10 protein-coding genes are annotated in these 14,074 nt (G+C 72.0%); 8 read left to right on the top strand and 2 right to left on the bottom strand.

The genetic code is table 11. The annotated features are described in order from the left end of the window. Positions 1–9 precede the first annotated feature (9 nt). Positions 10–1,260 carry a CAP domain-containing protein gene (locus tag ACZ6CZ_RS25635; RefSeq protein ID WP_469025414.1) on the bottom strand — a complete coding sequence of 417 codons (1,251 nt, stop codon included), beginning with the start codon at positions 1,258–1,260 and terminating at the stop codon, positions 10–12. Positions 1,261–1,451: 191 nt separating this feature from the next. On the opposite strand from ACZ6CZ_RS25635, the gene ACZ6CZ_RS25640 reads away from it, so the two are divergent. The 5 genes from ACZ6CZ_RS25640 to ftsY all read left to right on the top strand — a co-directional run bounded on the left by ACZ6CZ_RS25640 (position 1,452) and on the right by ftsY (position 9,284). Further along, positions 1,452–1,733, top strand: coding sequence for an acylphosphatase (locus ACZ6CZ_RS25640; protein WP_469025416.1), 282 nt, complete (start codon positions 1,452–1,454; stop codon positions 1,731–1,733). A gap of 379 nt (positions 1,734–2,112) precedes the next feature. Further along, positions 2,113–2,316, top strand: a complete 204-nt coding sequence (locus ACZ6CZ_RS25645) for a hypothetical protein (RefSeq protein ID WP_232032133.1) — start codon at positions 2,113–2,115, stop codon at positions 2,314–2,316. Between the two features lie 220 nt (positions 2,317–2,536). Then, on the top strand, positions 2,537–6,127 hold the full coding sequence (smc, locus tag ACZ6CZ_RS25650) for a chromosome segregation protein SMC (protein ID WP_469025419.1): 3,591 nt from the start codon (positions 2,537–2,539) through the stop codon (positions 6,125–6,127). A 255-nt stretch (positions 6,128–6,382) separates the two neighbouring features. Beyond that, entirely contained in the window at positions 6,383–7,801 is a 1,419-nt protein-coding gene (locus ACZ6CZ_RS25655) for a sugar porter family MFS transporter (RefSeq protein WP_469025422.1), read from the top strand. Positions 7,802–8,072: 271 nt separating this feature from the next. Further along, positions 8,073–9,284, top strand: coding sequence for a signal recognition particle-docking protein FtsY (gene ftsY, locus ACZ6CZ_RS25660; RefSeq protein ID WP_469025424.1), 1,212 nt, complete (start codon positions 8,073–8,075; stop codon positions 9,282–9,284). Positions 9,285–9,443: 159 nt separating this feature from the next. Here the strand turns inward: ftsY and ACZ6CZ_RS25665 are convergent, their stop codons facing one another. Next, on the bottom strand, positions 9,444–10,100 hold the full coding sequence (locus ACZ6CZ_RS25665) for a bifunctional DNA primase/polymerase (RefSeq protein ID WP_469025426.1): 657 nt from the start codon (positions 10,098–10,100) through the stop codon (positions 9,444–9,446). A gap of 457 nt (positions 10,101–10,557) precedes the next feature. Here ACZ6CZ_RS25665 and nsdA point away from each other — a divergent pair, with 457 nt between their 5' ends. The 3 genes from nsdA to ACZ6CZ_RS25680 all read left to right on the top strand — a co-directional run bounded on the left by nsdA (position 10,558) and on the right by ACZ6CZ_RS25680 (position 14,048). Continuing rightward, the gene (gene nsdA / locus ACZ6CZ_RS25670; RefSeq protein ID WP_469025429.1) at positions 10,558–12,039 is read left to right on the top strand and encodes a transcriptional repressor NsdA; all 1,482 of its coding nucleotides are present in this window, start codon (positions 10,558–10,560) and stop codon (positions 12,037–12,039) included. A gap of 333 nt (positions 12,040–12,372) precedes the next feature. Further along, positions 12,373–13,713, top strand: a complete 1,341-nt coding sequence (locus tag ACZ6CZ_RS25675) for an ammonium transporter (protein WP_469025431.1) — start codon at positions 12,373–12,375, stop codon at positions 13,711–13,713. Further along, positions 13,710–14,048, top strand: a complete 339-nt coding sequence (locus tag ACZ6CZ_RS25680) for a P-II family nitrogen regulator (protein ID WP_392201172.1) — start codon at positions 13,710–13,712, stop codon at positions 14,046–14,048. Before ACZ6CZ_RS25675 ends, ACZ6CZ_RS25680 begins: the two co-directional genes overlap by 4 nt. Positions 14,049–14,074: the final 26 nt, after the last annotated feature.

A 14,074-nucleotide genomic window follows, 5' to 3' on the forward strand; every position in this document is an offset into this window, starting at 1 on the left:
CTGCGGCTGTCAGTAACCGAAGTCCTGCGTCCACCACGGGCCGCCGGGGGCCAGGTGCACGCCGACGCCGAGGGTCTTGAAGTCGCAGTTCAGTATGTTGGCGCGGTGGCCGGGGCTGTGCATCCAGGCGTCCATCACCGCCGCCGCGTCGGCCTGCCCGCGGGCTATGTTCTCGCCGCCGAGGTCCGCTATGCCGGCCTTCGCCGCCCGGTCCCACGGCGTGGCGCCGTCCGGGTCGGTGTGGTCGAAGAAGCCCCGGTCGGCCATGTCCTGGCTGAAGGACTCCGCCAGCCCGGTCAGCGCGGAGTTGGCCGACAGCGCGCTGCAACCGACCTTCGCCCGCTCGTCGTTGACCAGCTTCAGCACCTCGGCCTCGGCGGCGGCCTGCGCCGACACCGTCACCGGCGCGGACGTCCTGGCCGGTGCCTTCGTCGCCGCGGGGGCCGACGGGGCGGCCGTCCGGGTCGGCTGGGCGGTGGGCTTCGGCTTCGCGGTCGCCGTCTTCGACGGGGAGGGCGAGGAGGAGGGGGCCGCCGAGGAGGCGGGGGCCGACGGCGCGGGGGAGGCCGAGCGCTGGGCGTCCCGGCTGGTCGAGGAGCCACCGGCGCGGCCGTCGGCACTGCCGGAGGTGCCGCCCTGGCCGCTGGCGGTGTTGCTGGGCGAGCCCGCCGCCTGCACCAGGTCACCGGGGCCGGCGCTGGTGCCGCCGCCGAGCTTGTAGTTCTCCAGGCCCGGCACGACGCCGGTGGCCACCGCGACCGTGCCGAGGGCGACGGCGGCGGAGACGCCGAGCAGCCCGGTGCGCACCGGCCGCGCGGCCTTCTTCCGGCGCCGGTGCCCGTGACCGGAACCGGACCCGGAACCATCGGCCGGTCCGGCGAGCGGGCCGAAGTCGTCGGCGGTGAAGACGGCCGTGGCGAAGTCCGGCGCACCACCCGCCGCGGCGAAGTCCCGCGGGTCGGAGGGGCTGCTGAAGTCCTCGATGCGGGCGGTGCTGGTCACGTCCTCGGGGCCGCCGGCCGCGGTGAGGTGCTCCGGCCGGCCGGAGCCCGCGGGGTCCGCGAACCGCGGCGCGGAGTACAGATAGGCGGCGGCCCTGGCGTTGGTCTCGGCGTACGCCTCGGGGTTCAGGTACGGGGCGATGCCCATCGGGGCCCGCTCACCCGCGTACCGGGCCGGCGGGCCGTCGCCGTCCGTGACGGAAGGGTGCGGCGCGGCCCCCGTGGCGCGGCCGGCGGCGGAGCGTCGGTGGCGTCCCATGTCCTTGCCTTCTTCCTCGTCCTCGCGACCGACCAGGGGCCGTCCTCGCTGCGGAGGCCCGTGACTCCTTCTGGTCGACCCGACTCACTCGATCGAGCGAGTTTCATATGCGATTCATTGGGTCGGGACGGTACCGCATGACGCCCGGGGAGGAAGTGTCCCGAGTGACATCGGCCGGTTAGGTTGCAGCCATGAACGAGGAAGTACGGCTGGTCGCCTGGGTGCGCGGACGCGTCCAAGGTGTGGGTTTCCGCTGGTTCACGCGTGCCAAGGCGCTGGAGATCGGCGGCCTGAGTGGTTTTGCTCTCAATCTGGGCGACGGACGGGTGCAGGTCGTCGCCGAGGGCCCGCGACAGGGCTGCGAGGGGCTGCTGCAGTGGCTCCAGGGCGGCGACACGCCCGGACACGTGGACGGCGTCACCGAGATCTGGGACACACCCAGGGGCGGCTACGAGGGCTTCGTCATCCGCTGACCCCACCGGCCCGGCACCCCCGGCCGGCGCCGGCGAACTGCCACCGGCACGTGCGCGGAACGCAATTGACCTGGTGGTTGCCAAGAACCGCTTGCCGTGGCAGGCTCCGCAGGGAAGGATCACCGATACGCCCCGGGGGCTCCGCAGGAGTCGCCGCGCCGCCGTTCCCGGCCGCGTGCCCCCGGTTCACCCCCCAATACGGGGCGTGATCGTGTTGACCGTCAAACTTTTTGGTGAGACGCTGAAAGCCCCGCGCACCTTAGCTGTTTGGCATGAATCAATAGCAGAGCACCACTCGAGCGTGCCAAGCACCGCGGGTGCGAATCCCTCACGACCCACACCGCATCGGTCGGTCACTCATTGTGGAGGACCATCCATCATGGCAAAGGCGCTTCTCGGTTACGTCGGCGGCTCCGACCCGCGACTCCTCGCCGAGATGCGACGGCTCCAGCAGCGCGTCCAGGACCTGGAATCCGAGCTCGTACGGATCCAGGCGGAGAACGAAGCGCTGGCGGCTGCCGCTTCTCACGACAGGATCATGGAGAGCATCGACGCACACCAGGCGGAGCCCGCGCTCACCTGATCGCTGCAACGCTCCACAACGGCACACGCAGCGGTTGGGCTGCCCGTAACAACCGCTCAGTTGTCAGATTTGCAAGGGACGCTTCGGCGTCCCTTCTTTCTTTCCCCCGCATCCTTTCACTGTCTTCACCGTCTGGTCTGCCCTCCGCGTTCATTGACGAAACCGCGGGGTTGCCAACGTTCATGGAGTGAGATAGCGGCGCCGGGTAGAGTCCAGCGGCGTGCACCTCAAGGCCCTGACCCTGCGCGGGTTCAAGTCGTTCGCGTCGGCGACCACGCTCCGCTTCGAGCCGGGCATCACCTGCGTCGTCGGACCGAACGGCTCGGGCAAGTCCAACGTCGTGGACGCGCTCAGCTGGGTCATGGGCGAGCAGGGCGCCAAGTCGCTGCGCGGCGGCAAGATGGAGGACGTCATCTTCGCCGGCACCACGGGGCGCCCGCCGCTGGGCCGCGCCGAGGTCTCCTTGACCATCGACAACTCCGACGGCGCGCTGCCCATCGAGTACGCCGAGGTCACCATCACGCGGATCATGTTCCGCAACGGCGGCAGCGAGTACCAGATCAACGGTGACACCTGCCGCCTGCTGGACATCCAGGAACTGCTGTCCGACTCCGGCATCGGCCGCGAGATGCACGTCATCGTCGGCCAGGGCCAGCTCGACTCCGTCCTGCACGCCGACCCCATGGGCCGCCGCGCCTTCATCGAGGAGGCGGCCGGAGTCCTCAAGCACCGCAAACGCAAGGAGAAGGCGCTGCGGAAACTGGACGCGATGCGGGCCAACCTCGCGCGCGTGCAGGACCTCACCGACGAGCTGCGCCGCCAGCTCAAACCGCTGGGCCGGCAGGCGGCGGTGGCACGCCGGGCCGCCGTGATCCAGGCCGACCTGCGCGACGCCCGGCTGCGGCTGCTCGCCGACGACCTCGTACGGCTGCGGGAGGCGCTGCGGGCCGAGGTCGCCGACGAGGCGGCGCTGAAGGCGCGCCGGGAAGCCGCCGAGGCCGAGCTGAAGCGGGCCCTGCAGCGCGAGACCCTGCTGGAGGACGAGGTGCGCCGGCTCACCCCGCGCGTCCAGCGCGCCCAGCAGACCTGGTACGAGCTGTCCCAGCTGGCCGAGCGGGTGCGCGGCACGGTCTCACTGGCCGACGCCCGCGTCATGAGCGCCACCTCCGCGCCCCCCGAGGAACGGCGCGGCCGCGACCCGGAGGACCTGGAGCGCGAGGCCGCCCGGGTCCGTGAGCAGGAGGCCGAGCTGACAGCCGCCCTGGAGGCGGCCCAGCACGCCCTGGACGACACCGTCGCCCACCGGGCCGAGCTGGAGCGGGCCCTCGCCCTGGAGGAGCGCCGGCTGAAGGACGTCGCCCGGGCCATCGCCGACCGCCGCGAGGGCCTGGCCCGGCTCAGCGGTCAGGTCAACGCCGCCCGCTCCCGCGCCGCCTCCGCACAGGCCGAGATCGACCGGCTGGCCGCGGCCCGGGACGAGGCACGGGAGCGGGCGGAAGCGGCGCAGGAGGAGTACGAGGCGCTGCGGGCCGAGGTCGACGGCCTGGACGCCGGGGACGCCGAGCTGGCCGAGCGGCACGAGGACGCCGAGCGGCAGCTGGCCGAGGCGGCGGCCGCCCACTCCGCCGCCCGGGAGGCGGTCACCGCGGCGGAACGCCGGCGCGCCGCGACCCAGGCCCGCCACGACGCGCTGTCGCTCGGCCTGCGGCGCAAGGACGGCACCGGGACACTGCTGGCCGCCCGGGACCGGATCACCGGGGTGCTGGGCCCGGCGGCGCAGCTGCTGACCGTGACCCCCGGCTACGAAGTGGCGCTGGCCGCCGCCTTCGGCGCGGCGGCGGACGCCGTCGCCGTGACCACCCCGGCCGCGGCGGCCGAGGCGATCCGGCTGCTGCGCAAGCTGGACGGAGGCCGGGCCGCCCTGCTCCTGACGGACGCCCCGGAGGACCCGCCGGCCCTCGCCGACCCGCGGGCCGGCGGCCCGGGCAGCGGCCCCGGCGGCGACGGGCGGGCGCCCTTCGCCGCTGATCTGGTGCGGGGGCCCGCCGAGCTGATGCCGGCCGTGCGCCGGCTGCTGCGGGGCATCGTGGTCGTCGCGACGCTGGAGGACGCCGAGGACCTGGTGCACGCCCGGCCCGGGCTGACCGCCGTCACCACCGAGGGCGATCTGCTCGGCGCGCACTTCGCGCACGGCGGCTCCGCCGGGGCGCCCAGCCTCCTGGAGGTGCAGGCCTCCGTCGACGAGGCGGCGGCCGAGCTGGCCGAGCTGGCGGTGCGTTGCGAGGAGCTGGCCGCGGCGCAGCACGCCGCCGCCGCGCGCCGTCAGGAGTGCGCCGCGCTCGTCGAGGAGCTGGGGGAGCGGCGCCGGGCCGCGGAGCGGGAGAAGTCGGCCGTGGCCCAGCAGCTCGGGCGGCTCGCCGGGCAGGCGCGGGGCGCGGCCGGGGAGGCGGAGCGGTCCACGGCGGCCGCGGCGCGGGCGCAGGAGGCGCTGGAGCGGGCCGTCGAGGAGGCCGAGGAGCTGGCCGAGCGGCTGACGGTCGCCGAGGAGATGCCGGCCGAGGAGGAGCCGGACACCTCGGTACGGGACCGGCTCGCCGCCGACGGCGCCAACGCCCGGCAGACCGAGATGGAGGCCCGCCTCCAGGTCCGTACCCACGAGGAGCGGGTCAAGGCACTGGCCGGGCGGGCGGACTCCCTGGACCGGGCGGCGCGCACGGAACGCGAGGCACGCGCGCGTGCCGAGCAGCGGCAGGCCCGGCTGCGGCACGAGGCGGCCGTGGCGCGCGCCGTGGCCGCCGGTGCGCGCCAGCTCCTCGCGCACGTCGAGGTGTCCGTGGGCAGGGCGCAGGAGGAGCGCGCCGCGGCCGAGGCCGCCAAGGCCCTGCGGGAGCGGGAACTGGCCGCGGCCCGCGGCGCCGGGCGCGAGCTGAAGGCGGAACTCGACAAGCTGACGGATTCAGTTCACCGGGGCGAGGTACTAGGAGCAGAGAAGCGGCTGCGCATCGAGCAGCTGGAGACCAGGGCTCTGGAGGAACTCGGTGTGGAACCGGCGGGGCTCGTCAGCGAGTACGGTCCCCACCAGCTCGTGCCCGCCTCGCTCCCCGCCGAGGACGAGGAACTGCCGGAGGACCCCGAGCACCCCCGCAACCGGCCCCGCCCCTTCGTCCGCGCCGAGCAGGAGAAGCGGCTGAAGGCCGCCGAGCGCGCCTACCAGCAGCTCGGCAAGGTCAACCCGCTGGCGCTGGAGGAGTTCGCGGCCCTGGAGGAGCGGCACAAGTTCCTCAGCGAGCAGCTGGAGGACCTGAAGAAGACCCGTGCCGACCTGCTCCAGGTGGTCAGGGAGGTCGACGAGCGCGTCGAGCAGGTCTTCACCGAGGCCTACCGGGACACCGCGCGCGAGTTCGAGGGAGTCTTCGGCCGGCTGTTCCCCGGCGGCGAGGGACGTTTGGTGCTCACCGACCCCGGCAACATGCTCACCACGGGCGTGGACGTCGAGGCGCGTCCGCCGGGCAAGAAGGTCAAGCGGCTGTCCCTGCTCTCGGGCGGTGAGCGGTCGCTGACCGCGGTGGCGCTGCTGGTGTCGATCTTCAAGGCGCGGCCGAGCCCGTTCTACGTGATGGACGAGGTCGAGGCGGCGCTGGACGACACCAACCTGCAGCGGCTGATCCGGATCATGCAGGAGTTGCAGGAGGCCTCGCAGCTGATCGTGATCACGCACCAGAAGCGCACGATGGAGGTGGCCGACGCCCTGTACGGCGTCTCGATGCAAGGTGACGGTGTGTCGAAGGTCATCAGCCAGCGGCTGCGCTGACGTCGGCTGCCGCTGACGTCAGCTCCCCGCGACGCCAGGTTAGTTGGCCTATGCCTTCAAGAACTTAACGAAAGCTGACTCGCTGTATCGAAAAATTCACATTAGTTGAACTATTGACTTCGAAACTTGAAGGCATAGTCTCTGCAACGTTGCTTTTACCTTCAGGTGTGAGTGGCGTGACCTTGTGCGCCACTTGAACATGACAGGGCTCACCCCCACCCCCGGCAGCGTTGCCGGTGGCCCGAGGAGTTATTCGTGACCAGCACAGCGCAGGCACCCCAGTCAGGAGCCAGAACGGCTCACCCCGACCATCTCGGGCACGTCATCTTCATCGCGGCGGCGGCCGCGATGGGCGGATTCCTCTTCGGCTACGACAGCTCCGTGATCAACGGTGCCGTCGAGGCCATCCGGTCCCGCTACGACGTCGGGTCCGCGGCCTTGGCCCAGGTCATCGCCATCGCGCTGATCGGCTGCGCGATCGGCGCCGCGACCGCGGGCCGGATAGCCGACCGCATCGGCCGCATCCGCTGCATGCAGATCGCCTCCGTGCTGTTCACCATCAGCGCCGTCGGCTCCGCGCTGCCCTTCGCGCTGTGGGACCTCGCCTTCTGGCGCATCGTCGGCGGCTTCGCCATCGGCATGGCCTCCGTCATCGGCCCCGCCTACATCGCCGAGGTCGCCCCGCCGGCCTACCGCGGCCGCCTCGGCTCCTTCCAGCAGGCCGCGATCGTCGTCGGCATCGCCATCTCGCAGCTGGTCAACTGGGGCCTGCTCAACGCCGCCGGCGGCAACCAGCGTGGCGAGCTGATGGGCCTGGAGGCCTGGCAGGTCATGCTCGGCGTCATGGTGGTCCCCGCCGTGCTGTACGGCCTGCTGTCCTTCGCCATCCCCGAGTCCCCGCGCTTCCTGCTCTCCGTCGGCAAGCGCGAGCGCGCCCGCGAGATCCTGGCCGAGGTCGAGGGCAAGGACGTCGACCTGAACGCCCGCGTCAGCGAGATCGAGCTGGCCATGAAGAGCGAGCACAAGTCCACCTTCAAGGACCTGCTCGGCGGCGGCTTCTTCTTCAAGCCGATCGTCTGGGTCGGCATCGGCCTGTCGGTCTTCCAGCAGTTCGTCGGCATCAACGTCGCGTTCTACTACTCCTCGACGCTGTGGCAGTCGGTCGGCGTCGACCCGACGGACTCGTTCTTCTACTCCTTCACGACGTCGATCATCAACATCGTCGGCACCGTGATCGCGATGATCTTCGTGGACCGGGTCGGCCGCAAGCCGCTCGCCCTCATCGGCTCGGTCGGCATGGTCGTCGGCCTGGCGCTGGAGGCGTGGGCCTTCTCCTACGACCTGGTCGGCGGCAAGCTGCCCGCCACCCAGGGCTGGGTCGCCCTGGTCGCCGCGCACGTCTTCGTCCTCTTCTTCGCCCTCTCCTGGGGCGTGGTCGTCTGGGTGTTCCTCGGCGAGATGTTCCCGAACCGGCTGCGCGCCGCCGCGCTGGGCGTGGCCGCCGCCGCCCAGTGGATCGCCAACTGGGCGATCACCGCGAGCTTCCCGTCGCTGGCCGACTGGAACCTCTCCGGCACCTATGTGATCTACACGGTCTTCGCCGCGCTCTCCATCCCCTTCGTCCTGAAGTTCGTCAAGGAGACCAAGGGCAAGACCCTGGAGGAGATGGGCTGAGCCCCGCTCCGCGACCCACGGTCCCGATCCCGGGGCCCACGGACTCGAGGAGAAGGGCCAAGTCCCCGCTGCCCCTCTCCTCGTACCTTCCGCCGCCCCCGCTCCGGCACCACCGGAGCGGGGGCGGCGGTGTCGTACGCGCCCGGGCCGGTGCCGGCGTGCGGGGACCCGGCCTGGCTGACGGGGTGTCAGGGGGGCCGGGTGCGCCGCCCCCGTTCGGCCGTGCCGGGAGCGGTCCGCGCCGGGAGGGGTCGCGCATACTGGATGGGTTATGGAAACCATCATCCTTGCTGTAGTCATCGCCGTGGTCGTGCTCGGCGCGCTCGGCGGGCTCATCGTCGGCAGCCGGCGCAAGAAGCCGCTGCCCCCGCCGCCGCCCGCCGCGCCCGACATCACCGCGCCCCCGGCCGAGCCGCACGTCGGCGACGAGGCCGAGACGCCGCGCGACGAGCCGCGCCGGACGATCGAGGAGGTGGATCTTCCGGGCGGCCCGGCACCGGTCGTCGTGGAGGAGCCCCCGGCCGGCCCCGAGTTCGAAGCGCCCCCGATCGAGATCCCGGAGCCCACGGCGGGCCGGCTGGTCCGTCTGCGGGCCCGGCTGTCCCGCTCGCAGAACGCCCTGGGCAAGGGACTGCTCACGCTGCTGTCCCGCGAGCACCTCGACGAGGACACCTGGGAGGAGGTCGAGGACACGCTGCTCACCGCCGACGTCGGCGTGCTGCCCACCCAGGAGCTGGTCGAGCGGCTGCGCGAGCGCGTGAAGGTGCTCGGCACCCGCAGCACCGCGGAGCTGCGCGGCCTGCTGCGCGAGGAACTGCTCAAGCTGATCGGCACGGACGTCGACCGCACCGTGCGGACCGAGCCCGAGGACCGCAAGCCCGGGATCGTGATGGTCGTCGGCGTCAACGGCACCGGCAAGACCACCACCACCGGCAAGCTGGCCCGCGTCCTGGTGGCCGACGGACGCACCGTCGTGCTCGGCGCCGCCGACACCTTCCGGGCCGCCGCCGCCGACCAGCTGCAGACCTGGGGCGAGCGCGTGGGCGCCTACACCGTGCGCGGGCCGGAGGCCGGCGACCCGGCCTCCGTCGCCTTCGACGCGGTCAAGGAGGGCAAGGAGATGGGCGTCGACGTGGTGCTCATCGACACCGCCGGGCGCCTGCACACCAAGACCGGCCTGATGGACGAGCTGGGCAAGGTCAAGCGCGTGGTGGAGAAGCACGCGCCGCTGGACGAGGTGCTGCTGGTCCTCGACGCCACGACCGGCCAGAACGGGCTGGTCCAGGCCCGGGTCTTCGCCGAGGTCGTCAACATCACCGGCATCGTGCTGACCAAGCTGGACGGCACCGCCAAGGGCGGCATCGTGATCGCGGTCCAGCGCGAGCTGGGCGTCCCGGTCAAGCTGGTCGGCCTGGGCGAGGGCGCCGACGACCTGGCGCCGTTCGAGCCGGAGGCGTTCGTCGACGCCCTCATCGGCGACTGACACCCGCCGCGCCCGCGACGGACCGCCGTCCGCGGGCCCGCGGCACACGCGGAAGAAGCGCCCGCCCCCGAGGTGCAGTCGGGGACGGGCGCTTCGCTGTGCGGGGCCGGGCCGGGCCCTCGTGGACGGGTCGTCGCACCTGCTCCGAGGGTGGCGACCCTAGGCCCGCGACCGGTGGGCCACGTAGGCCAGGGTGCCCAGCAGCAGCCGGGCCGCCGGGGGCTTGGACACCGAGTCCAGCGCGGGCGGGCGCAGCCAGCGCACCGGGCCGAGGCCGCCCCGGTCGGAGGGCGGGGCGGTGATGTACGTACCCGGGCCGAGGCCGCGCAGGTCCAGGGAGGCCGGGTCGTCCCAGCCCATGCGGTACAGCAGCTGCGGCAGCTGCGCGGCGGCGCCCGGGGCCACCAGGAACTGGGCGCGGCCGTCCGGAGTGGCGGTGACCGGGCCGAGGGGCAGGCCCATGCGCTCGAGGCGGACCAGGGCGCGCTGCCCGGCGGGCTCGGCGACCTCGATGACGTCGAAGGCGCGGCCGACCGGCAGCAGCACCGCGGCCCCCGGGAACTCCGCCCAGGCCCGGGTCACCGCGTCCAGCGTGGCGCCGGCCGGGACCCGCGGCGCGAAGTCGAGGGGGTGTGCGCCGGGCGCGTCGCAGTCCGCCCGGCCGCAGGAGCACGCGCCGCCCGCGGCCCGCGCGCCCAGTGCCACGTCCCAGCCCCACAGCCCGGTGAACTCGGCGACCGCGGTGCACTCGGAGGTGCGGCCCCGCCGACGTGTGCCGGTGCGGATCTCGCGCATGCCGCCGATCGTGAAGCCCATGCCCCCTCCAACGGGTCCGGCCTGCCGGTGGTTACGACGCGGAGCGGTTCGGAAGCGGAACGTGACGCTCTGGCTCTGCCTTCCCGCGTGTCCGCGGTCCCAGGGCGGCGCCCGGATGTGCCCTGGGTGGTGCGTCCGGCGGCGCGCGCCCCTGCGTGCACCGCTCCGCTCACTTCCGGTCGTCCTATGTCAAGTGAATCGCGCCGAGGCGACGTTGAGTTCATTCGTTGGGGTGGCGAATGGTGGCGTTTCCAGGATCGCCGTGGCCGGACGGGTGATCGTAGGATTACTGTGAGTGCGCGAGGCCTGAGGGCACATGCGCTCATGGGTATGCCGGAGGCAAGGCGCCGATTCGTTCGAAGGCTGAGAAGTGGCGGACGGGCGGCCCTGTCGACAGGCATTCTGATAGGGCTTGGCGCACTCGGTGACAAGCGGTCTGAGGATTGGGGGCGTTCCAGTGGGCGGCAACGGCGGTGGCGGGACGAACGCTGACAAGCGCCCCAATGAGCTGCTCGGCTCGTGGTTCGTGCGCAGCGGCTGGTCCAAGGGCGAGCTGGCCCGGCAGGTCAACCGCAGAGCACGCCAGCTGGGAGCCAACCACATCTCCACCGACACCTCGCGGGTGCGCCGCTGGCTGGACGGGGAGAACCCGCGCGAGCCGATCCCGCGGATCCTGTCCGAGCTGTTCTCCGAGCGGTTCGGCTGCGTCGTCTCCGTCGAGGACCTCGGCCTGCGCGCCGCCCGCCAGTCACCCTCCGCGTCCGGCGTCGACCTGCCCTGGACGGGCCCGCAGACGGTGGCGTTACTGAGCGAGTTCTCCCGCAGCGACCTGATGCTCGCCCGCCGCGGTTTCCTCGGCACCTCGCTGGCGCTGTCCGCCGGACCCACCCTCATCGAGCCGATGCAGCGCTGGCTGGTGCCCTCGCCGTCCGCCCCCGCCGCGCGCCGCGAAGGCGACCCCGTCCTCGAACCGCGCCGCCCGGGCCGGCTGTCCGGGCCCGAGCTGGACCTGCTGCAGACCACCACGGTGATGTTCCGCCAGTGGGACGCCCAGTGCGGCGGCGGCCTGCGCCGCAAGGCGGTCGTCGGTCAGCTGCACGAGGTCACCGACCTGCTCCAGGAACCGCAGCCGGAGGCCACCACCCGCAAGCTGTTCCGGGTCGCCGCGGAACTGGCCGAACTGGCCGGCTGGATGAGCTACGACGTGGGCCTGCAACCCACCGCCCAGAAGTACTTCGTCCTCGCCCTGCACGCCGCCAAGGAAGCCGGCGACAAGCCCCTGGGCTCCTACGTCCTGTCCTCGATGAGCCGCCAGATGATCCACCTCGGCCGGCCCGACGACGCCCTGGAGCTGATCCACCTCGCCCAGTACGGCAGCCGGGACTGCGCGAGCCCGCGCACCCAGTCCATGCTGTATGCGATGGAGGCCCGCGCCTACGCCAACATGGGCCAGCCCGGCAAGTGCAAACGGGCGGTCCGGATGGCCGAGGACACCTTCGCCGAGGCCGACGAGTGGGACGAGCCGGACCCCGACTGGATCCGCTTCTTCTCCGAGGCCGAACTGCACGGCGAGAACTCGCACTCCTTCCGCGACCTCGCCTACGTCGCCGGCCGCAGCCCCACCTACGCCTCCCTGGCCGAGCCCCTGATGCAGCGGGCCGTCGACCTGTTCGCCAAGGACAGCGACCACCAGCGGTCGTACGCGCTGAACCTCATCGGGATGGCCACCGTGCACCTGCTGCGCCGCGAACCGGAGCAGAGCACGGCCTACGCCTCACGGGCGATGGACATCGCCAGGAAGGTGCGCTCCGAACGGGTGAACACCCGTATCCGAAAGACGGTCGACACGGCCGTGCGCGACTTCGGCGACCTGGCCCAGGTCGTCGACCTCACCGACAAGCTCGCCGTCGACCTGCCGGAGAGCGCCGAGGCCGTCTGAGCCCCGGCAGACCGCGGAAAACCCGCCAAGCCCCGGCCGCGGCCGGTCCTCCCGAACAGTCCGACTCGGCTCCCCCATGCCAGGTCACCGGAGAGGCCGCCGCGGCCGGCTTCTGCCATGGTTGCGTCACGATAACGATCGCCACGCACGGTATCCGGCAGTTCATGGACGCGTAACACGCCAGGCGCCTTCGTCACCCCGGCGAAACAACGAGGGGCTTCCACGGAAACGGCGCTGCGCCAATCTCATGGCGCATAACCGGCCCACCCCTCACTGACCGGACCGCTCAGGCTTCGCCCGCACGGGGCCGTACCAACCGACGAGGAGACGCCGATGGCACCAGCCATCATGCTTGCGGCGGACGCACCCAAACTGTCGTCCGCCAACACAGGCTTCATGCTCATCTGTTCCGCCCTGGTGATGCTCATGACGCCGGGTCTTGCCTTCTTCTACGGGGGCATGGTCCGGGTCAAGAGCACCCTGAACATGCTGATGATGAGCTTCATCAGCCTCGGGATCGTCACCGTCCTGTGGGTGCTCTACGGCTTCTCCATGGCCTTCGGCACCGACAAGGGCTCCCTCGTCGGCTGGACGTCCGACTTCGTCGGCTTCTCCGGCATCGACAAGATGGACCTGTGGCCGGGCTACACCATCCCGACCTTCGTCTTCGCCGTCTTCCAGCTGATGTTCGCGATCATCACCCCGGCCCTGATAAGCGGCGCCCTCGCCGACCGGGTGAAGTTCTCCGCGTGGGCGGTCTTCCTGGCCCTGTGGGTCACGGTCGTGTACTTCCCGGTCGCCCACTGGGTGTGGGGCACCGGCGGCTGGGCCTTCGAACTCGGCGTCATCGACTTCGCCGGCGGTACGGCGGTGCACATCAACGCCGGTGCGGCCGCGCTCGGCGTGATCTTCGTCATCGGCAAGCGGGTCGGTTTCAAGAAGGACCCGATGCGCCCGCACAGCCTCCCGCTGGTCATGCTCGGCGCCGGTCTGCTGTGGTTCGGCTGGTTCGGCTTCAACGCCGGCTCCTGGCTCGGCAACGACGACGGCGTCGGCCCGCTGATGTTCGTCAACACCCAGGTCGCCACCGGTGCCGCGATGCTCGCCTGGCTGATCTACGAGAAGATCCGCCACGGCGCCTTCACCACCCTCGGTGCCGCCTCCGGCGCCGTCGCCGGCCTGGTCGCGATCACGCCCTCCGGCGGCGCGGTCACCCCGCTCGGCGCGATCGCCGTCGGCGCCATCGCCGGTGTCGCCTGCGCCGCGGCCGTGAGCCTGAAGTACCGGTTCGGCTACGACGACTCCCTCGACGTCGTCGGCGTCCACATGGTCGGCGGTGTCATCGGCTCCCTGCTGATCGGCTTCTTCGCCAGCGGCAAGGGCCAGTCCGACGTCAAGGGCCTGTTCTACGGCGGCAACGCCGACCAGCTGTGGAAGCAGTGCGCGGGCGTCTTCGCCGTCCTCGCCTACTCGATGGCCGCCTCCGCGGTCCTCGCCTTCCTCCTCGACAAGACCATCGGCATGCGGGTCACCGAGGACGAGGAGGTCTCCGGCATCGACCAGGCCGAGCACGCCGAGACCGCATACGACTTCAGCGGCGCGGGCGGCGGTGTCGTCGCGTCCGCCGCCGGACCGGCCCTGGCCGCCACGCAGGCGAAGAAGGTGGACGCATGAAGCTCATCACCGCCGTCGTCAAGCCCCACCGGCTCGACGAGATCAAGGAAGCCCTCCAGGCGTTCGGCGTCCACGGACTGACGGTCACCGAGGCGAGCGGCTACGGTCGTCAGCGGGGACACACCGAGGTCTACCGCGGTGCCGAGTACACCGTCGACCTGGTCCCCAAGATCCGCATCGAGGTACTCGTCGAGGACGACGACGCCGAGCAGCTGATCGAGGTCGTCGTCAAGGCGGCCCGGACCGGCAAGATCGGTGACGGGAAGGTCTGGTCCCTCCCCGTCGAGACGGCCGTACGGGTCCGTACCGGCGAGCGCGGGCCCGACGCGCTCTGAGGCAGGCACACAGAACAGGAGTCGCT

It is taken from the genome of Streptomyces sp. NPDC041135, assembly GCF_055592085.1.